The following is a 20,740-nucleotide window of genomic DNA, read 5'->3' on the forward strand; positions in this document are numbered from 1 at the left end:
TAGCATTAAGCGAAAGTATAGGTGATGTTTTGAATTACGAATTGTTTAAAGTCATACACGGGATGGCTCACCATTCTGAGTTTTTAGATCAGGCCATGATCTTTATTACGAAAAAGGCCATTCTTGTGTACGCCCTTGTCTTATTGATTTGCTGGTTTTTAGGGAATCACAAATTTAAGAAGCATGTCTTCTTTTCCGGTGTAACAGGCATTGCAGCACTTATCGTCAACTTTGCCATTACATTGTTTCATTATGAAGAGCGGCCGTTTGTGGCGCATAAAGTCGACACACTCATCCCGCACTCAGCAGATGCTTCCTTCCCAAGTGACCATACAACAGGTGCATTGGCTCTTTCATTAGCCATTCGATCCCGTAATAAAAGGCTTGGCAACATCTTGCTCGTCTTTGGATTACTTACAGGATTCTCCCGCATCTGGGTCGGTCATCATTATCCATTTGATGTTTTAGGCAGCTTGGTCGTATCGATTGTGGTTGTCTTTATCATGAATAAATTATGGAAGTTCTTTGACTCTCCTATTGATCGTATCGTGACATTTTACGAGACAATTGTAGGGAAAATTTTCAGAAGGAAGACAAAGGATCAGGGCTCAGACCTGTCCAACTCTTAAGCGGACTTGCGATAACGTGATGAAGATTCTCCTTCCACTTATCGCGCCGCTTTTTTTATTGGCTTTCCCCCTCTAACCACACTCGAAAAATAAAGACTGACACCAATGCCAATAAGAGAAATGATGATCAATGTCCAGCCTAATTGCGCAAAGTGAGCACCAGCAATTTCATCCCCAAACAGCATACCAAGCACAGCAGACGACAGAATAGAACCAAGGTAGCGGCATGTTTGAAAAAGTCCAGAGGACGTGCCAATCATGTGCTGAGGACTTGCCTTGAGCATCGCAGCTTGGAGCGCAACACTCCCAATCCCATAACTGAGCCCAAGCAGAGCTAGAACCAATCCTTTCCCCCATAATGGCGCAGGAATAAAAAAGAAAGTCATGGCAGACGCTCCAGCCAGCATCAATACAGCACTCGCTAAAACTGGATGGCGTTCATCCCCGCGATCCACCCACTTTCCAGTCAGCGGTGACACAATAATACTCACCCCTGACATACACAGCATAAAAAGACCCGTCATCTCCACACGCCAGCCTAACTCATCCTGAAAATAACTCGGCAAACCAAAAAAGAGACAATAGAAAAAGATATTTAAAATGATAAATTGCACATACACAAGTGACAGCCGCTGCTTCTCCCTGAACATCCGTATTTGAATAAACGGTTCATCCACCTGATACTCCCACCAGATAAAAGCGCCTGCACTCAGGAGACAAAGAATACCTTGAACATATTGAATGCCATCACCCAGTGATAATAAAAATGAAAGCAGGAGAACAATGCAGACGGTAAAAAGAAGCATCCCTGGCAAATCGAGTGTTCGCACAGTTTCGCCTATGCGGAGCTTTTTCTTCTTCTGCTCCTTCGGAAACAAAAATAGGCCGAGAAAGAAACTGATCAAAATAAAAGGCAGATTCACTAAAAAGACAGCCGGCCAGCCGCCAATGGTCATCAAAAATCCGCCAAGCGTCGGCCCAAGCGCCGTCATCGCTGAAGCAAAAATGGATAATACCGCTAACGCCGAAGCCTGTCTTTCTTGAATATGATCCCGAATGAGTCCGACCCCAGAAGGATAAATGGCACTGCTTCCCATCGCCTGTAACAAACGGATCACAATCAGCACCGCAAACGTTGGGGCAAACGGCGCGCAAATGGCTGAGACTGCGACAAGAACCAGACCGAATAAAAATAAGGTTCTCCGGCTCATGACATGATCCCCAATCCGGCCGCTCACCGGCTGCGTCACTGCACTGGCTAAATAAAAAGAAGAAATAAGCCAAGATACGGTCGTAAACGACAAACCGAATTCATGCTGAATTTGATGCAAGGCCAAAGAAATCATTGATGAATTCAGTGGATTCAACATCGTTCCAAAGGCAATAGCGGTTAAAAAAACTTTTCGGTTGTCTCTCCACTTGTTCATACACTCACCTCCTTTTTGCAATCCTTTCGTTATTATGAGATTCATTTCCCTTTTTTACCCTAATCAATTCAAGTTCTCTCTTAGAAAAGCAAGACATACATTCTAAAAAGGACGATTGTTGGAATAACACATATAAAATTGAGAATATGAGGAACAAATGGTAAGATGCTACACATATTTAAAAGCCTACTTTCTCCTGATATGGAGAACGGCTGAAAAGGAGGAGAAGCTTATTATTAAAAAAAGACGGTTTTGGGTCCCAGCCCTTTTCTCGGTTGCAGTATTACTTCTGTCTTCGTGCGGTTCAAATGAAACAAATGGGAACGGAGATAAACGTAATTCTACAGCGAAAGGGTCGCCAATTTTGGAGGATGGAAAATTTATTTTTGCAGCATCAGGTGAATTTCATCCGTTTAGTTACATGGATGGAAATCAGATGTCCGGCTTTGATATCGACGTAGGCAATGCGATTAGTGACAAACTAGGTCTCGAACCTATACAGAAAAAATATAAATTCGCAGGCATCGTCGAAGGCGTGAAAGCAGGTAAATTTGATGCGGCAGTTGCAAGTCATACCATCAATGAGGAACGAAAAAAACACGTCCTTTTTTCTAAACCCTATTACTATTCTGGTCCGCAAATTTTCACAAGACCCGGATCAGACATTCAACATGCGGATGACTTAAAAGACAAAGAAATTGCTGTATCCAAAGGGTCGTCCTACGCTGATATTGCCAAGGAACATAGCGGGCAAGAACCAAAGTATTATGATAGTGATGTCGTCGCCTTAGAAGCACTGGCCAACGGAAAACACGATGCAGTCGTGACAGATTTCGCCACAGGCGCAGAAGCGATGAAGAAAAAATTGAAAATCACAGCGCAGGAAAGACTCGGACAAAGTGAGCAGGCAATTGCTGTTTCAAAAGAAAATGAACAGCTCATAAAAGAGATCAACGATGCGATTGACGCACTAAAAAAAGACGGAACATTAAAACAAATTAGCAAAAAGTACTTTGATGAAGACATCACGGTCAAACAAGATTAAAACCACGATTGTGCGCCCCTTTTATAGGCGCACTTTCTTCAAATGGAGATGATTGTTTTGCCTACCCTATCACACTTTTTTCAGACACTCATTGATTCAAGAAGTATTTTCTTAGAAGGAATGCTGATCACCTTACAGCTGACGGTGATCAGCATCTTCATCGGTATGTTCATCGGGCTTTTTTTTGCTTTATTGAAAATATCCCGCATAGCCGTTTTCGGTTATATCGCCAATGCTTATATCTTTCTTGTACGCGGAACACCACTTATTGTTCAGATTTTCATCCTATATTTCGGCCTCACAGAATTGAATATACCCGACTTCTGGGCTGCTTCCATTGCGCTCGCCTTTCATAATGGCGCCTATATAGCCGAAATATTCAGAGGCGCCATCCAATCCATCGATCAGGGGCAAAAAGAGGCAGGACGCTCTCTTGGTATGGGTCGTTTTTTAACAATGAGGCGTATCATTCTCCCTCAAGCGATGCGGCGTGCTCTTCCCCCTCTTGGCAACCAGTTCATTATCGGCTTAAAAGATTCATCACTCGCCGCCTTTATCAGTGTCAATGAACTATTTAACGTCGCCACCACGCAAGGCTCCAACAGCTTTGACAATATGACGTATTTACTTGTTGTAGCCGTCTATTACTTAGTTCTTGTCCTGCTGTTAACATTCGCTGTCCAAACCTTTGAGAAGAAACTATCAGCCAGTGACCAATAGGAGGAGAAGCATGACAGAATCAAAGGAAATCATTCGTGTTGAAAAACTCAATAAATACTTTGGAGAGCTTCATGTTTTAAAAGATATCGATCTCACCGTATATGAAAATGATGTGGTCGTCTTAATTGGTGCAAGCGGTTCTGGAAAAAGCACCTTGCTCCGCTGTATGAACTTTTTAGAAATAAAAAATGATGGAGATATTATCATTGATGGCAGCCCTGTTCATCCAAAGCGAGATCAATTAAACGAAATGAGACAAAAAATAGGAATGGTGTTTCAGCATTTTAATCTTTTCCCGCACAAAACTGTGCTTGAAAATATCATCGAAGCGCCTGTTATGGTGAAAAAAACAAAGAAAGCGCAAGCCATCGCTGAAGCCAGCACCTTGCTAGAAAAAGTCGGACTTGCGGATAAAGCCAACGTATATCCTTCTAAACTATCAGGCGGCCAAAAACAGCGTGTAGCCATAGCCAGATCTCTCGCCATGAAGCCTGATGTCATGTTATTTGACGAACCTACGTCTGCCCTTGACCCAGAACTTGTAGGCGAGGTGCTGCAAACGATGAAAAGCCTCGCAAAAGAAGGCATGACCATGGTCATTGTCACACACGAAATGGGCTTTGCGAAAGAAGTTGCCGATCGTGTCGTCTACATGCACGAAGGCCGCATCGTCGAAGAAGGCGTCCCTTCGGACTTGTTTGATTCTCCTAGGGAGGAACGTACAAAACTGTTTCTCAGCTCCATTTTATAGGTCAAACGCCCTTCATTTTTAGTGCTTAACTTACGTTTTTGCTCATTTTTTACGAACTTTTCATCCATTTATATTGAACTTAACCAAAAACCATGTCAGATAAACTTACACGTATATGTTATATATGACTTTTCTCTCTATAATGAAGAATTAAGAAAACAATAATTCTGAATGATTCGGGGGAATGCAGCATGCAAATGGGTGATACAGTATTTATGTTCTTCTGCGCACTACTCGTGTGGTTAATGACACCGGGTTTAGCTTTATTCTACGGAGGACTCGTGAGAAGTAAAAACGTGTTAAGCACAACCATGCACAGCTTAACGTCACTAGCGATCGTTTCAATCGTATGGATCGTATTCGGTTATTCCTTAGCTTTTGCACCAGGCAATGCATGGATTGGAGGATTAGACTGGGTGGGCCTGAAAGGCGTAGGCTTTGAGCCTGGTTCCTATAGTGAGACCATTCCACATTCATTGTTCATGATGTTTCAAATGACCTTTGCCGTCTTAACAACAGCCATCATCTCAGGGGCCTTTGCTGAACGGATTCGCTACTCAGCAGTCGTTGTATTTACACTCCTTTGGGTCACATTTGTATACGCTCCAGTCGCACACTGGGTATGGGGCGGCGGTTGGATTGGCGAGATGGGTGCGCTTGACTTCGCAGGCGGAAACGTGGTTCACATCTCATCCGGTGTTGCAGGTCTTGTCGTGGCAATTGTGCTCGGGAAGCGTAAAGAAGCAGCAAGCTCTTCTCCGCATAACTTGATCTACACCCTTCTTGGCGGAGCTGTCATCTGGTTTGGCTGGTTTGGTTTTAACGTGGGTAGTGCTCTTACATTAGACAGCGTGGCCATGTTTGCCTTTATTAACACCAATACAGCTGCTGCTGCAGGAATCATCGGCTGGCTGTTAGTAGAGTGGATGATCAACAAAAAACCGACCATGCTCGGCGCGATCTCTGGAGCCATCGCAGGTCTTGTCGCCATTACACCTGCCGCAGGCTTTGTTACACCGTTTGCTTCTATTATAATAGGAATCATTGGCGGGATCGTCTGTTTCTGGGGAGTCTTTTCACTCAAAGCCAAATTTGGCTATGATGACGCACTAGATGCATTCGGCCTTCACGGAATTGGCGGTACTTGGGGAGGAATTGCAACAGGACTTTTCGCCACAACTTCTGTCAATGACGGTGGAGCCAATGGCTTATTTTACGGAGATCCCAGCTTACTTTGGAAGCAAGTGGTCGCGATTGTTGCCACGTACGCTTTTGTTGCCGTTGTGACATACGTAATCATCAAAGTGGTCAATGTCTTCTTCAAAATTCGTGCAACCGAAGAAGAAGAATCAGTGGGTCTTGATTTAACCATGCACGGTGAAAAAGCTTATCAAGATTAAAGAAAAAGGGGTGTCTCTATGAGCAAAATGTATAAAGTGGAGATTGTCACACGTCCAGCTAATTTTGAAACATTAAAGGTGGAGCTTGGAAAGATTGGTGTCACCTCGATTACCTTTTCAAATGTACACGGCTGCGGCTTACAAAAGGGACATACAGAGCTATACCGCGGCGTCAAAAAGGAAAGCAACGTGTACGAACGATTAAAGATCGAAATCGTCCTAAGCAAAGTACCTGTCGAACAGGTCGTTGAAACAGCTCAAAAGGTACTTCGTACAGGCGAACCAGGGGATGGGAAAATTTTTATATATGAGGTAGCGAATACAATCAACATCCGGACAGGTGAAGAAGGACCTGCCGCCCTATAGTGTATCCTCCGCCGAGTGGCGGAGGATCTTTTTAAGCAGAAAAAACCTCTGCATATTTATATACACAGAGGACCTTGTAAAACATTAAGATTGTTTTGTTTCTTCTGACTGACTGCTGTCTTTAGAGGAATCAGAAGACTTTTCTTGATCAGAGGATTTCCCCTTCTCATCAGACTTTTCTTCAGATTTTTCTCCAGCTGGCTCTTTGGCTTTATCTTCAGCAGCAGGTTCCTTCGTTTTTTCCTCAGTCTTTGGCTGAGCAGGTTCTTTTGCTTGTTCCGTCACTTCTTGCGCTGCTTTTTCAATTGTAGAAACAGGCTTGTCAATGAAGCTAAGCGGATTAAGCGCTAAACCTTCCATACGAATTTCAAAATGTACATGGTTGCCGCTTTCAGCACCATATAGATTTTTACCAGAAGCACCAATGACATCATTCTGCTTGACTTCATCGCCTTCTTTGACACTCACTTGTGACAACGATTGATAAACAGTCGATAATCCATCTTCATGTTCAATTTCAACAACGTGACCGAGGACTGGATCTTTTTTCGCTTGAACCACTGTTCCACTAAGAGCAGCTGTGACATCAAACACTTTGCCATCTTTATCTGCAAGATCAATACCTTTGCTCAAGGTATAGGTGTTATTATAGTTTACAAGTGCTGCTTCTTTTTCTTTTTGGTCAGCATCTGCTTCATAGAACTTTTTCACGACAGAAACATTATCAGAATTCTGGACCGGCATTGCGACATTTTCAATTGGCTTTCCAACTTCAACGGCATCATCGCGCTGTTCTTGCCCTGTTTGATTTCCATCAGATAGTTGGTCTTTCACATCTTTTGATACAGCTTGATACCAAAGAACGGCTGTTAACACGACCGCTGCGCTGACCAAGTAAATAGCAGGGAATACCCAGCGCTTACGGAAAAATTGCTGAACTTTTGTGATTTTGGAAGTACGTTTCTTTTCTTCCTCTCTCATTTTTCATCACCTCAGCAACATTCTGAACACTTTTCAAAAAATATATACACACGAAATCATTTTTCTTTTTATTTTGCGCAATCGCATCAATAATATGTATGATAAATGAAAAAAAAGATGGGGGACTTAATTGTGAAAACTTTCAACCGTATAGCAACAGAAGATGACCTCAAAGCCATCGTTGATATCTACAATTCAACCATTGCTTCAAGAGAAGTGACCGCTGATACAGAACCAGTTTCTGTCGAGGACCGCCGGCAATGGTTTTTGAATCATTCCGAGAAAAGACCTCTCTATGTGAAAACAGATGAGGATGGAAATATCTACGGCTGGCTGAGCTTTGAAACGTTTTACGGAAGGCCTGCATACAACGGGACCGTTGAAATGAGTATCTATTTAAACCAAGACTATCGAGGAAAAGGCTTAGGATCACTTTTCTTGCAAGAAGCCATTGATTTAGCACCCTCATTAGGCATTCGAACGTTACTTGCCTTTATTTTCGGGCACAACGAAGCCAGCATTCGACTATTTAAAAAGCACGGCTTTGAGACATGGGGCCACCTGCCACGCATCGCAGAAATGGACGGCAGCAGATACGATTTAGATATCCTAGGAAAAGAATTATAAAACGAGCGTCTCCCTGAAAAAGAGACGCTTTTTATGACGCAAGTAACAGCTGTAAAAAAAGTGAAGTGAAGTGAGAAACAATTGAATCAATCAACATTCACTCTTCCTAAAGCACTACTTACTCAAGTATGATAAAGAGTGAATACATAAAGGAGTGAACACCATTGCAACAAACTGAGAAAATCATTCAATCTCTTCATTCAATCGTAAAGTGGGGAAAGGTTGGTAGTATCTTTCTCTATATTTCAGGCGGTCTGGCTATTCTTATTGGTTTTTGGCTTGTTCTTCCTGCAGCCCTTGGCGTCTTCCTCATTATGATGGGGATCCATGGACAAAAATCTGTAAAAGCAGCTGAACACTTGATTCAGGCTCCAGATACTTCTTACGAAGAATTATTAGAACAGTACGCTAAGATGATGAAAATGCAAACACTGTTTGCCATTTCAAGTATTGCCGCAGTTATTCTTTCATTCATTGCCATCGTTTTGATACTTATACTAGGCGGGTTAGCCTTCCTCCAAGAAATTCCTTATGATGTCCAGCAGTATGAGGGTGATTACGAACAAGAACTCGGTGACTTTTATTAATGGGGAGGGGTATCAATAGTCATTCGATACCCCTTTTGTTTTTATCATTTGACTTGGATCATTCTCCTATGCTTGACATTCAGTCTTGATCATTTTAAAATACAAATCGTAACTATTACGAATTAAAGGAGGATCCTATTACTTATGCGCGTGAATATTACGTTGGCCTGTACTGAAACAGGTGACAGAAACTACATCACAACAAAAAATAAAAGAACGAATCCTGACCGATTGGAGTTAAAAAAATATTCTCCTCGATTAAAGAAATATACCCTTCATAGAGAAACAAAATAAATTTTTTAGATCATAAATCGTAATGATTACTTTTTAAGTGAGGCGGAAAACAAAATGATCGTTTTCAAAAGGACAAAAACAAATGAATAAGCGTATACCTGTTACAGTATTAAGCGGCTTTTTAGGAGCAGGAAAAACAACGATATTAAATCATGTTCTTCAAAATCGCAAAGGATTAAAAGTGGCTGTGATCGTCAATGACATGAGCGAAATTAATATTGATGCAGAACTAGTCAAACAAGGCGGCGAGCTTTCTCGATCAGATGAGAAACTCATTGAATTATCTAACGGCTGTATTTGCTGCACTTTGAGAGAAGATTTGTTAATCGAAGTAGAACGCCTTTGTAAGGCGGGTAATATCGATTATATTGTCATTGAATCAACCGGTATTAGTGAACCAATTCCCGTCGCTCAAACGTTTTCTTATATTGATGAAGAAATGAACATAGATTTGACCCGCTTTTGCCGGCTAGATACGATGGTCACAGTAGTAGATGCAAATCGTTTCTGGACTGATTTCCAGTCAGGAGAGAGTTTATTAGATCGTAAAGAAGCGGTTTCCGATGACGACGTGCGAGAAATTTCCGATTTACTCATTGATCAAATTGAATTTTGTGACGTGCTTATTATCAATAAATGTGATCTAGTATCTCCCTCTGAATTAGATCGACTTGAGCATGTGCTGAACAAACTACAACCAGAAGCATCTATCATCAGAACCTCAAAAGGTATAGTACAGCCAGATGACATTTTGAATACTGGTTTATTCGACTTTGAAAAATCAAGTGCTTCTGCTGGGTGGATCAAAGAAATCAACGCAGGACATGGTCAGCATACACCGGAAACAGAGGAATACCAAATTTCATCTTTTGTTTACGAAAGAAGACTCCCTTTTCATACTGGCAGACTGAATGCTTGGTTAGATCAAATGCCTGAGCAGATCGTTCGTGCGAAAGGTTTTACTTGGCTTGCCACACATCATGATTTAACCATTTTAATTTCACAAGCTGGGAAATCTGTTGCGATTGAACCAATTGCATACTGGATTGCTGCTTTGCCTGAACAAGAAAAAGCACGGATATTAAATCAGGAACCAGAGCTTCTAGATGAGTGGGACGCAGAGTTTGGTGATCGCCATACAAAACTTGTGTTTATCGGTGTAGATTTACCTAAAGCAGAAATCATTCGTACTCTTGATCAATGCTTGCTTACACCTGAGGAATTTGATCAAGATTGGACTACATTTGAGGACCCCTTTCAATGGAAAATACAAAATTAGGCCAGGAGGGTTTTAATTGACAAAGAAATCTAAGATTGCTAAAGAAAAAAAACGACAGCAGCTTGTATTGAAATATGCAGAATTAAGAAAAGAGTTAATAGAAAAAGGTGACTATGAAGCTTTACGAAAATTACCTAGAGACTCTTCCCCTACCCGCTTAAAAAACCGCTGTGAATTAACGGCCGTCCCAGAGGTTATTTACGAAAATTCAAAATGTCTAGGATTGCTTTTCGTGAGCTTGCCTATAAGGGTCATATCCCTGGAGTGAAAAAGTCGAGCTGGTAAAGAATGATTTGATCTTATCACAGCACTCGTAAAAGTAAAGCCGCACACAATGAGGGAAAATCTATTTTCCAATCTTATCTCAATCTTTTTGAGGTGCAAAATAGCAATTTAAAAACCAGCAGAGATTCTGCTGGTTTTTTATAGTGACTGAGTTCATAAGATAAAAAGACCTGTTTTCAAGAAAGGATTTTCAACAACGATTATGACATTTTCTCTTCTTTTCAAAAATACAAGATCATGATACTTTATTGTCATTACCCACCGATGTATGACATCTCAACCTTTTTCTGATCTTTTTTCTGCTCTCTCTCGGCCGAATATTGGTCATGTCTGTTCGACCATAATTCCTTTAACCTGTTTGTTAATTCTTCATTATTTTTTGTCGTACGAATCATCTGTTTCAGATCAAAACCCGATGAAGCAAACAGACATGTAAACAATTCCCCCCGTGCAGACAGCCTTGCTCTGTTACATGTGCCACAAAAAGCATCTGAAACGGAAGAAATAATACCTATCTCTCCTGAACCATCTTTGTAAAAAAATCGTTTGGCTACTTCACCTGTATATTGAGGAGGTTCTGGTTTGATAGGATATGTTGAATCAATTAATTCAATTATTTCTTTCTTTGTCATGACATGTTCTAGATTCCATTTATTCGTATTACCGACATCCATAAATTCAATAAATCTGAGAACGTGTCCTTCTTTTTTGAAGTAAGCTGCCATTGGTAAGACATCCTGATCATTCACACCTTTTTGAACAACCATATTAATCTTGATAGCAAGTCCAGCCTTTTTTGCAGCCTCAATACCATCAAACACTTTTTGGATAGAAATATGCCTTCCGTTCATTTGCTTAAAACGGTCGGGATTTAATGAATCTAAACTAATGGTGACTCTATTGAGACCAGCTCTCTTCAACTGATCAGCATATAAAGGTAAAAGTGTTCCGTTGGTTGTCATCGCAATGTCTTCAATCCCTGGAATGTTTGTGAGCTTTTCTATTAAGACAGGCAGATCCTTCCGCATTAACGGTTCTCCGCCCGTGATGCGTATTTTTACCACACCTAGGTTCTTTACAAAAAGGGTAGCAAGTCGTTCAATTTCTTCGAAACTAAGCAGTTCTTCTTTTTTCAAGAAAGGATAATCCGGCCCAAAAATTTCAGCAGGCATACAGTACGTACATCTAAAGTTACAGCGATCAGTTACTGATATTCTTAAATCGCGCAATGGTCGATGTCTTTTATCTAAAATACTGACCATACTTTGCCTCCTATTCTGTAATACGATGAGGATGCGTGTAAATGTTAAAGGATTTTCCTCTGACGAATCCAACTGTCGTAATATTTAATTCTTCTGCCATTTTAAGCGCCAGCTCAGTAGGTGCTGATTTTGAAATGACGATAGACACTCCTAGTTTTGCTGCCTTCAATAGAACTTCTGACGATATCCGGCCGCTAAAAACAAGGATTTTATCTCTAAGTGGAATTCGCTGAAGTAAACAGTATCCATAAATTTTATCTAAAGCATTATGTCTTCCTATATCAGTTCTAGTGATGAATAGCTTCTCTGTGTCACACAGTCCAGCATTATGCACTCCGCCAGTATGTTGAAATAATTGGCTTTCTTCTTGCAAACACTTCATGAGATGCATACAGGTTTCAGCAGAAATACTGATTCGATCAATGGCTGTTTTTGCCGTCTTCACATCTTGAAGGAAATAAAAGTGTCTTCCTTTCCCGCAGCATGAACCAATCACTCGTTTTGTAAAATCTGATGAATCAAATCCACTTGAGTGAACTAAATCAACATAGGCAAAACCCATACTTTCATCTATTGTAAACCTTTTAATCTCTTTTTCAAATCGAATGACCCCTTCTGAAGCCAAAAAGCCGATAACCAATTCTTTCAAGTGCTCTGGTGAACAAACAAGGGTCACAAATTCTTCTCCATTTACCATCACAGTTAAAGGATATTCTTCTACAATTTCATCAGTTTTGCAGGTAAACTGGCCTTCATTGTATTGGTGTATGACTCGTTTCTTTTTAACAGAAGGATTCATTGTATGATCTTCCTTTCAATGCAAATTTAGTTATATGATCCAATCAAATTGTGATATTATTTTAAAAAGTCATAAAAATGTAACATATTTCTATCTTATCAAACTTCTTGACTGCTTTATATGGGGGGAACAAAATGAACAAATCGAAAAATCGCTGGCTCATCGCAGCAAGTGCTGTAGGAATTCATTTATCTATTGGGTCTGTTTATGCTTGGAGTGTTTTTACGAATCCTTTACATGAAGCCTTTCAGTGGTCATTAACAGAAATAAGTCTCACCTTCAGTATTGCTATTTTATTTTTAGGTTTATCTGCTGCTTTTATGGGACATTTTGTTGAAAGGTATGGTCCAAGGGCATCGGGGCTCTTCTCAGCTATTTTCTTCGGCATCGGAATGACTGGGTCAGGATTCGCTGTCCACATGTCATCACTGCCTCTCCTCTATTTATTTTATGGTGTACTCGCTGGAATAGGGTTAGGGGTAGGCTATATTGCACCTGTATCAACTCTAGTCAAATGGTTTCCGGATCGAAGAGGTCTTGCAACCGGCTTAGCCATTATGGGGTTTGGGTTTGCTTCTCTTATTTGCAGCCCAATTATTCAATATCTCATTGAAAAAGTGAATATCGCAAATACTTTTTATATTCTTGGAATCTCCTATTTTATTATCATGGTGATCTCATCTCTTTATTTATCACCACCAACACCTGATGACGTCAAACAATTTGATGTATTCAAAACAAAGAAAAGAAAAATCCCTCAAGATTTATCACAGCTTACAGCAAATGAAGCGATCAAAACAAGACGTTTTTATTATTTGTGGCTTATGCTTTTTATTAATATCACATGCGGAATCGCTATTATTTCAGTAGCGTCACCTCTTGCTCAAGAAAGTGTTGGGTTCACTGCAGGTGCTGCAGCTACTCTTGTGGGCATTTTAGGTGCTTTTAATGGTTTAGGACGCATTGGCTGGGCATCGTTTTCAGATTATATAGGAAGACCGAATACGTATACGATTTTTTTCAGTATCCAGCTCATTGCTTTTCCTTTACTCCCCTATTTAAAAGAACCGTTCATCTTTTCAATCGTCATGGCGATCATTTATACGTGCTATGGAGGAGGATTTGCTTCAATTCCAGCCTATATTGGGGATTTGTTTGGTACAAAGCAGCTTGGTGCCATACATGGTTATATTTTGACTGCTTGGGCCGCTGCGGGATTAGCAGGACCACTATTTTCATCCTTCATCCGAGATATAACAGGTAATTACACACAAAGCCTTATGGTGTTCTCTGGCTTATTTTTCATTGCTTTTATCATATCACTTCTGATTCGAAAGGATATTCAGCAGCTAAGAGAAAAAAACCTATCTGCTGCTTCCTCTGTCTCAGCCCGATCTTAATTTGAATTTGACAGAATCACAATCTAAAGGTAATTTTTAGATATGAAAACGCTTTACAAAGTATTAGGAGGGTGATGATCTCATGGGGAAAACAAAACATAAGGGGCCTGTTAAACTCAATAAAAAACCCTCACCAAAGCTATGGGCGTCTTTTGTACCAATGGGGCTTGGCAAAGTGAAACCGAAACACATTCGAGATACGATGAAAGTGGCATGGGAGAACAAAGATAACCTTCCCTACGCGTACCGTATTTTAACGCAGGGTGTTTGTGACGGCTGTGCCCTTGGCGTCTCAGGACTGTATGATCAAACGCTCGCAGGACCTCATATATGCACCACAAGACTAAATGTGCTTCGTCTTAACACAATGCCAGCTATTGATCCAAAATGGTTTGAAGATATTCATCAGCTAAAGCAAATGGACAGCACCTCTCTTCGCAAGCTTGGGCGGATTCCTTATCCATTGATTCGAAAAAAAGGTGACAATGCCTTTACACGTATTTCTTGGGATGATGCACTAGATCAAATCGCAGCTAAAATCCAATCAATTGATAAACGGCAGCTTGCTTTCTATTTAACCGCCAGAGGAATTACAAATGAAGTTTATTATACGGCTGCAAAGGCTGCTCGATTTATAGGGACGAATCATATTGATAATGCTTCTCGCATTTGCCATTCACCAAGTAAAACCGCTCTTAAACGGTCCCTTGGCATCGGTGCTTCCAGCTGTAATTACAGTGATTGGATTGGAACGGATGTATTAATTTTTTGGGGATCTGTCGCAGCAAACAATCAGCCTGTTTCCACTAAATATATGTACGCTGCTAAAAAGAAGGGAACAAAAATTATCGTCATCAATCCGTATAAAGAGCCTGCTATGGAAAAGTATTGGGTTCCTTCTATTCCAGAGAGTGCTTTATTCGGTACAAAAATTGCAGATGATTTTTACCAAGTCAATATAGGCGGAGATATTGCGTTTATGAACGGCGTCATCAAGCATTGGTTTGACATGGAGCAGCATGCTCCCCATTCGGCTCTTGATCACGAATTTATTCAAAGACATACAACAGGCATACAGGATTTAAAGCAGCATGTCGCACAATTGAAGTGGGAGGACCTAGAAGCATCATCAGGTTTATCAAAAGAAAGAATGAAGGAATTTGCGACACTGCTTGCCAATGCTAATTCAGGCGTTTTTATTTGGAGTATGGGCCTTACTCAGCACCGCTTTGCAACTGATAATATATCACAGGTTGCCAACCTTGCCATGCTGCGCGGATTTATCGGCAGAAAACATTGTGGTGTCATGCCAATTCGGGGGCATAGCGGCGTCCAAGGTTCTGGTGAAATGGGTGCTGATCCATTCGTTTTGCCGGGTAGTGATTTTGATGACGAGAATATTGAAAGAATCGAACGTATATGGGGGTTTGACATTCCTAAATGGCATGGTGACACCATTGGGCAATCCTTTGAGAAGATGGCTCTCCCAAAAGACCATCCACAAAAACTCAAAGTGCTGTTTACGAGTGGCGGAAACTTTTTAGAAACGATGCCAAATCCGGAAGCGATCGAAAAAGCATTATCTGAACTTGAACTCCGTGTTCACCAAGATATTATTTTGAATACCTCTACGCTGGTAGACGCTGAAGAGGCGGTGATTGTGCTGCCTGCTATGACAAGGTATGAACAACCAGGCGGCGGCACATCAACCAGTACGGAACGCATGGTATATTTCAGTCCAGAAATTGAAGGACCTCGTATTGAGGAAGCCAGAGCGGAATGGGACATTTATGTTGATCTTGCGAAAAGAGTCCGGCCAGAAGATGCCGAGCTGATACATTTTGAAACAGCTGAAGACATTCGTCGTGAGATTGCGGTCGCCAACCGAAATTATGATGGCATCCAGCATTTACGTCACAAGGGAGACGTTTTTCAATGGGGAGGCGCATGGCTTTGTGAAGATGGCGTGTGTCCAACACCAGACGGCAAGGGACATCTTCTTCCTGCCCAGCTGCCTCAATATCGAAAAACCGAAGGACATTTCAATATCACGACAAGAAGAGGAAAGCAATTCAACTCCATGATCTACAGTGAAAAGGATGCCTTTAATGGTGGAAAACGTCATTCTATCCTAATGAATGAAGAAGATGCAAAAGAGCTTTACGTCCAAGAAGGTGATCCAGTTGTTCTCTTTAATCAATATGGATCCTATCAAGGAGTGGCTCAATTCGGAGAGTTGAGACGCGGCAATATCGCAGTTTATTGGCCGGAAGGGAACGTTTTAATTCCTAAAGGTGTGTATGAGAGCTACTCACAGATTCCCGAGTATAATACGGCTGCCATATTAGAAAAAGCCGAAACCTTCCATGCAAGAAAGGATCAGCATTATGTGGAGAAACGAATTGATGAATTAGAAACGACTTTGAATTAATCATCAACTTAAAAACAGCTGGGGTTGTTTTCCCCAGCTGCCATTCACTCTCTACCGACCAAAAGCGCTCGCTTCCTGTTGAAGAATATGGTTCAATTCTTCGGCATTTGCAGCCGGTTGATATTGTCCTCCACCCGCTTTTGCAACAGATTTAAGACTTTTTGCTTCCTTTTCATTCACATCGAAGCCAATGATATTGACGATTGTATCTATTCCGTCTTCATGTAATTCCTTTGCTGCTTGTGAAGGGCTTCCACCACAAGTTTCTTCACCATCACTGACAACATAGACAATATTTTTCCCTTCAGCTTGGTGATCTTCAAAATCTTGTTTCGTATCCGTTAATGCTTTTGCAAGTGGTGTCCAGCCAGTTGGCTTATACACATTCAGTGCTTGCTGAAAGGTTGATGGCTCATATGATCCAAATCCGTAAACAGCTTCAGAACTTGAACAAGAAACAGCTTTCCCTGCATTTTTATTGGTTCCTTCATGACCAAACACACGAAGCAGAACTTGTGTATCTTCTGATAAAATGCTTGCAAAGCTTTGAATAGACCGTTTGGCGATTTCAATTTTCTTTTCACCTTCAACTGATTGTGCCATGCTCCCGCTTAAATCGAGTAATATCACCACATGCGCAGGCGGCTCCTGTTTTGTTACAGCATGAGCTGGTGAAGAAAGAAGCAGGACAAGACTAGCCAAAATGGTTAATACGATGTTTTTTTTCATCAATAAAAACCTCCCTTTTTTACTTTTGGACAGAAAAAGAGAAACGAAAGCATGAATCAATCGTTTCCCTTTTGTTCAGCAAGTTATTCGTGTAGTTTTAATGATTCTGCTGAAAAGATAGAACCCATTTCTTTACCAGTGCTTGCTTGGTAGTAATGGCCTTTACCAGCTTTGGCTACTTGCTTCAATTGACCTTCATAGCCATCGTTAAAGTCTAATCCGATCACATTTACAACAGTTGATCCTTTTGAGTTATGCAATTCTTTTGCTACTTTTACTGGATCTCCGCCACAAGTTTCCTCACCATCAGTGATTAAGTACACAATATGCTTTGTTCCTGCAGTAAGCTGCTCATCCGCTTGCTTTGCATTTTCAAGTGCACGTGCAATCGGTGTCCAGCCAGTTGGCCCAAGTCCGTTTAAAGAGTTTTCGAAGCTGTCCTTTTCATAAGGCTGTACGCCGTAAACGCCTCTAATGACTTCACATGATTGAGCTTTACCTGAATTTTTGTTGTTTCCTTCAGAACCAAACAAGCTCATTCGAATTTTAGCGTCTTTTGGAAGTGACTGAGCAAATTTAAATACCTCTTGTTTAGCGAGATCAAATTTGCGCTCTCCCTCTACTTTTCTTGCCATGCTTCCGCTTGCATCAAGTAAGATTGTCACTCTTACATCTTTATTATGTTTTTTGACTGTAGATGCTTCTGCAAATACTGGTGAAGAGATTGACATAGATAATGTCAATACAGCTAAGGTTACGAGTGAGATTACTTTTTTCAACATAATTTTCCTTCCTCCTTATGTATTTGATTGAAACATCTTAATCGTAAATTATTCTGTCTTGGAATGGTATAGGACTCGGTCCCTTTTTCTCTTTCATCAAAATCACTAAAATTCTGTCAGATGTCTAGATATTTTCACCTAACACACCCATTATTCTCTCGTTTTCTCTGTCTTTCGAGGGACTTTGTATCGGCCATCAGTTCTTGTCAGGACATAAATGTTTAAGATTTCCTGATCTGCGTCTTAAGTCGCGATTTGACACATTCTGTTCAAATCTCTTTGAACACACAAAAAAATGCCTCATTTCTGAGGCACCTTTGCTTTATTTTTTAGCCATATACGTGTTGAGAAAACGATCGGCTGATTCGATTTGAATTCCTTTATAATAATGCTTCACGATGGCATCTACTTTTTTGCCTGCCTGCGCCATATAATGCGCACCATATTGACTCATGCCTACACCATGACCATATCCTTTTGTTGTAATGACAATCTGCTGGCCTTGGCGTTCCCATGTGAAGTCCGCTGAATGAAGGCCTAGTGATTCTCGAATGTCTCGGCCTGACATTGTTTTTCCGTTGATCACGGCTTTCGCTACCTGATTTCCTGGTGTCCGTTCTACAATCTGTCCGACCTGAGCCTGCTGAGTGAGCGTCACACCTAATTTTTGCTGAAATTCACTGACCGAGATGGTTTTCTTATTTTGAAATTTTGGCGATTTTTCGTCCCATTTACTTGAGACACTTTTCAAATAAGGGATTTCGTTTTTCCAATAGGCTTCGGCATTTTCCGTTTTTCCGTTACTTGTTGAAAAGAATGAAGCATCAATTGGTTTCTCGTCATAAGTCAGCACTTTTCCTTGTGTGCTGGCGACAGCTTCCGTGACCTTTTTTAATTTCCAATTGTACGCTTTCCCCCAAATTTTCTTGAGTTCCTGTTTGTTTTTGTAAACTTGGAACATTTGGGTATCATCTACAAGAGAGCCCTTAGGTGATTTGACAGTCTTATCACTGATCATTTGTCTGACGATATACGTTCTTGCTGCGAGCGCCTGTGCCTTGAGTGCTTCCATTTCAAAATCAGCTGGCATTTCAGATGCTACGACACCGATCACATACTCTTCTAAGGGGATGTTTTCTACCTGCTGATGAGCTGAGCGATAGACGGGGATAGCGACGGGTGATTGCTTCAATTTGACTGAACCCTTCACTTCTTTTTTAACTGATGGTTCTGCTGCTACGTGCTGGCTGGCCGCCGGCTTCCCTTGGAACGTCGGCAACACAAGTAATGTTGGAATCATTAAAATGATGATGCATATTCCTGCGATTGTCCATATCATTGGTTTCATATTTGGCTGCCCCCATTTGTCATTGAATCTCTTTTATCCTATGGGCAGGGACAAGCTAATATGACAGCTTCTTTCATTTAGTGGACAAGTCTTTTATGAAGTTATGGGCCTGTTCTTAGAATGGATTTTACTGTTCGTCTGTATGAATAAAATTTAAGATGGTTGGATACACTAATGATAAGCTTCGTGAAATGAGGCATTCTATGATTCTAAAAAAAAATCAGCATGCCCCAATGGACACACTGATTTCTTTCATGATTAAGCGTTCAGATCTGATACAACTTGTTCTTGTGTCACATCTGCTGATTCATCGTTTACTCTTTCAATATCTGCACCGATTGCTGCAAGCTTTTGGTGGAAGTTCACATAACCACGGTCAATATGCTTCAACTCAGTGACACGTGTATGACCTTCTGCCACTAATCCAGCAAGTACAAGTGCTGCTCCTGCTCTTAAATCAGTCGCTGCCACTTCAGCACCTTGAAGTTGAACCGGCCCATTGATAATGACAGAGCGACCCTCAATTTTAATATCGCCATTCATGCGGCGGAATTCTTCAGCATGCATAAAGCGGTTTTCAAACACCGTTTCTGTGATCATGCTTGTTCCGTTCGCACGAAGCAATAGCGCCATCATCTGAGATTGCATATCCGTTGGGAACCCAGGATGCGGCATTGTTTTTAGATCGATTGGCTTGAGCTCAGATGGTCCAATGACTCTTAAACCTTCTTCTTCTTCAATGATCTGAATACCCATTTCTTCCATTTTTGCCACAAGTGATGTCATGTGCTCTGGCACTGCGCCTTTTACAAGAACATTTCCTTCTGTAATGGCTGCTGCCACCATGAAAGTACCTGCTTCAATTCTGTCAGGGATGATGTTGTGTTTTGCACCGTGAAGTGTTTCCACACCTTCGATTTTGATTGTACCAGTACCAGCACCGCGAACCTTACCGCCCATGGCATTGATGTAGTTTGCTAAATCAACAATTTCAGGTTCTTTTGCTACGTTTTCTAAAATCGTTGTTCCTTCAGCTAATGCTGCTGCCATGATGATGTTTTCAGTTGCCCCTACACTTGGGAAATCCAAATAGATTTTTGCACCTTTTAAACGGCCTTTTACTTCAGCCTCGATGAAACCATTACCTACTTGAATTTTAGCTCCCATTGCTTCAAAGCCTTTTAAATGCTGATCAATTGGTCTTGAACCAATCGCACAGCCTCCAGGTAATGCAACTCTTGCATGACCTGTTCTTGCTAAAAGTGGTCCCATGACAAGCACGGATGCTCGCATTTTACGGACATACTCAAACGGAGCCTCAGTTTCTAGTGCATGAGATGCATCAACTGATACTTCGTTATTTTCAAAATGTACTTCTGCTCCTAAATGACGTAACACTTCATTGATTGTATATACATCGGAGAGCGTAGGTACATCACAAATTACGCTTTTTTCTGTACTTGCTAACAAAGATGCAGCGATAACTGGTAAAACGGCATTTTTTGCGCCTTCTACTTTAACTGTGCCGTTTAACTTTTGACCGCCGCGGACGATGATTTTTTCCAAGGTCTTCCCCTCCGCGTCCCAAATTCTCTATA

General features: G+C 41.2%; 20 protein-coding genes and 1 pseudogene. 13 read left to right on the forward strand and 8 right to left on the reverse strand.

The annotated features are described in order from the left end of the window. Positions 1 to 29 precede the first annotated feature (29 nt). Positions 30 to 629, forward strand: a complete 600-nt coding sequence (locus MHB66_RS16995) for an undecaprenyl-diphosphatase (RefSeq protein WP_041115529.1) — start codon at positions 30 to 32, stop codon at positions 627 to 629. A 38-nt stretch (positions 630 to 667) separates the two neighbouring features. On the opposite strand, the gene MHB66_RS17000 is transcribed toward MHB66_RS16995, so the two are convergent. Beyond that, entirely contained in the window at positions 668 to 2,056 is a 1,389-nt protein-coding gene (locus MHB66_RS17000; protein ID WP_046313000.1) for an MFS transporter, read from the reverse strand. 157 nt (positions 2,057 to 2,213) lie between these two features. Here MHB66_RS17000 and MHB66_RS17005 point away from each other — a divergent pair, with 157 nt between their 5' ends. The 5 genes from MHB66_RS17005 to MHB66_RS17025 all read left to right on the forward strand — a co-directional run bounded on the left by MHB66_RS17005 (position 2,214) and on the right by MHB66_RS17025 (position 6,338). After that, positions 2,214 to 3,101 carry a transporter substrate-binding domain-containing protein gene (locus tag MHB66_RS17005; protein ID WP_046312998.1) on the forward strand — a complete coding sequence of 296 codons (888 nt, stop codon included), beginning with the start codon at positions 2,214 to 2,216 and terminating at the stop codon, positions 3,099 to 3,101. A 42-nt stretch (positions 3,102 to 3,143) separates the two neighbouring features. Then, complete coding sequence (locus MHB66_RS17010) at positions 3,144 to 3,821, forward strand: amino acid ABC transporter permease (RefSeq protein WP_080943481.1); 678 nt, start codon at positions 3,144 to 3,146, stop codon at positions 3,819 to 3,821. A gap of 10 nt (positions 3,822 to 3,831) precedes the next feature. Beyond that, entirely contained in the window at positions 3,832 to 4,572 is a 741-nt protein-coding gene (locus tag MHB66_RS17015; protein ID WP_046312994.1) for an amino acid ABC transporter ATP-binding protein, read from the forward strand. A gap of 191 nt (positions 4,573 to 4,763) precedes the next feature. Further along, positions 4,764 to 5,972, forward strand: a complete 1,209-nt coding sequence (locus tag MHB66_RS17020) for an ammonium transporter (RefSeq protein WP_024426325.1) — start codon at positions 4,764 to 4,766, stop codon at positions 5,970 to 5,972. Between the two features lie 18 nt (positions 5,973 to 5,990). Next, positions 5,991 to 6,338, forward strand: coding sequence for a P-II family nitrogen regulator (locus MHB66_RS17025; RefSeq protein WP_024423704.1), 348 nt, complete (start codon positions 5,991 to 5,993; stop codon positions 6,336 to 6,338). Between the two features lie 84 nt (positions 6,339 to 6,422). Here the strand turns inward: MHB66_RS17025 and MHB66_RS17030 are convergent, their stop codons facing one another. Continuing rightward, complete coding sequence (locus MHB66_RS17030) at positions 6,423 to 7,319, reverse strand: peptidoglycan DD-metalloendopeptidase family protein (RefSeq protein WP_034281210.1); 897 nt, start codon at positions 7,317 to 7,319, stop codon at positions 6,423 to 6,425. 117 nt (positions 7,320 to 7,436) lie between these two features. On the opposite strand from MHB66_RS17030, the gene MHB66_RS17035 reads away from it, so the two are divergent. The 5 genes and pseudogenes from MHB66_RS17035 to rpsN all read left to right on the forward strand — a co-directional run bounded on the left by MHB66_RS17035 (position 7,437) and on the right by rpsN (position 10,391). Then, positions 7,437 to 7,946 carry a GNAT family N-acetyltransferase gene (locus MHB66_RS17035; RefSeq protein ID WP_029706351.1) on the forward strand — a complete coding sequence of 170 codons (510 nt, stop codon included), beginning with the start codon at positions 7,437 to 7,439 and terminating at the stop codon, positions 7,944 to 7,946. Between the two features lie 164 nt (positions 7,947 to 8,110). Continuing rightward, a complete protein-coding gene (locus MHB66_RS17040) occupies positions 8,111 to 8,533 on the forward strand; it encodes a hypothetical protein (RefSeq protein ID WP_046312992.1) in 423 nt (140 codons plus the stop codon). A 144-nt stretch (positions 8,534 to 8,677) separates the two neighbouring features. Next, positions 8,678 to 8,827, forward strand: a complete 150-nt coding sequence (rpmG, locus tag MHB66_RS17045) for a 50S ribosomal protein L33 (protein ID WP_024423713.1) — start codon at positions 8,678 to 8,680, stop codon at positions 8,825 to 8,827. An 82-nt stretch (positions 8,828 to 8,909) separates the two neighbouring features. After that, entirely contained in the window at positions 8,910 to 10,106 is a 1,197-nt protein-coding gene (locus MHB66_RS17050) for a GTP-binding protein (RefSeq protein WP_046312989.1), read from the forward strand. A 16-nt stretch (positions 10,107 to 10,122) separates the two neighbouring features. Further along, a pseudogene (rpsN, locus tag MHB66_RS17055) lies at positions 10,123 to 10,391 on the forward strand (30S ribosomal protein S14). Between the two features lie 254 nt (positions 10,392 to 10,645). Here the strand turns inward: rpsN and moaA are convergent. Together moaA and fdhD are read right to left on the reverse strand one after the other, a co-directional pair. Next, positions 10,646 to 11,653 carry a GTP 3',8-cyclase MoaA gene (gene moaA / locus MHB66_RS17060; protein WP_046312984.1) on the reverse strand — a complete coding sequence of 336 codons (1,008 nt, stop codon included), beginning with the start codon at positions 11,651 to 11,653 and terminating at the stop codon, positions 10,646 to 10,648. A 10-nt stretch (positions 11,654 to 11,663) separates the two neighbouring features. Then, positions 11,664 to 12,452 (reverse strand): formate dehydrogenase accessory sulfurtransferase FdhD, encoded by a 789-nt coding sequence (gene fdhD / locus MHB66_RS17065; RefSeq protein ID WP_034281213.1) that lies wholly within the window; start codon positions 12,450 to 12,452, stop codon positions 11,664 to 11,666. Positions 12,453 to 12,586: 134 nt separating this feature from the next. Between fdhD and MHB66_RS17070 the strand changes: the two genes are divergently transcribed. Together MHB66_RS17070 and MHB66_RS17075 are read left to right on the forward strand one after the other, a co-directional pair. Then, entirely contained in the window at positions 12,587 to 13,852 is a 1,266-nt protein-coding gene (locus tag MHB66_RS17070) for an OFA family MFS transporter (RefSeq protein ID WP_046312982.1), read from the forward strand. Between the two features lie 82 nt (positions 13,853 to 13,934). Beyond that, complete coding sequence (locus MHB66_RS17075) at positions 13,935 to 16,283, forward strand: FdhF/YdeP family oxidoreductase (protein WP_046312980.1); 2,349 nt, start codon at positions 13,935 to 13,937, stop codon at positions 16,281 to 16,283. A 51-nt stretch (positions 16,284 to 16,334) separates the two neighbouring features. Here the strand turns inward: MHB66_RS17075 and MHB66_RS17080 are convergent, their stop codons facing one another. The 4 genes from MHB66_RS17080 to murA form a co-directional block, all read right to left on the reverse strand. Next, positions 16,335 to 17,012, reverse strand: coding sequence for a VWA domain-containing protein (locus MHB66_RS17080; protein WP_034281216.1), 678 nt, complete (start codon positions 17,010 to 17,012; stop codon positions 16,335 to 16,337). Between the two features lie 83 nt (positions 17,013 to 17,095). After that, complete coding sequence (locus MHB66_RS17085) at positions 17,096 to 17,794, reverse strand: VWA domain-containing protein (RefSeq protein WP_046312978.1); 699 nt, start codon at positions 17,792 to 17,794, stop codon at positions 17,096 to 17,098. 322 nt (positions 17,795 to 18,116) lie between these two features. Continuing rightward, a complete protein-coding gene (gene spoIID, locus MHB66_RS17090) occupies positions 18,117 to 19,142 on the reverse strand; it encodes a stage II sporulation protein D (protein WP_041115518.1) in 1,026 nt (341 codons plus the stop codon). A 258-nt stretch (positions 19,143 to 19,400) separates the two neighbouring features. Next, positions 19,401 to 20,708, reverse strand: a complete 1,308-nt coding sequence (gene murA / locus MHB66_RS17095) for a UDP-N-acetylglucosamine 1-carboxyvinyltransferase (RefSeq protein WP_024423722.1) — start codon at positions 20,706 to 20,708, stop codon at positions 19,401 to 19,403. Positions 20,709 to 20,740: the final 32 nt, after the last annotated feature.

This window comes from Bacillus sp. FSL L8-0167 (assembly GCF_038630295.1).
Classification (GTDB): Bacteria; Bacillota; Bacilli; order Bacillales; family Bacillaceae; genus Bacillus; species Bacillus safensis.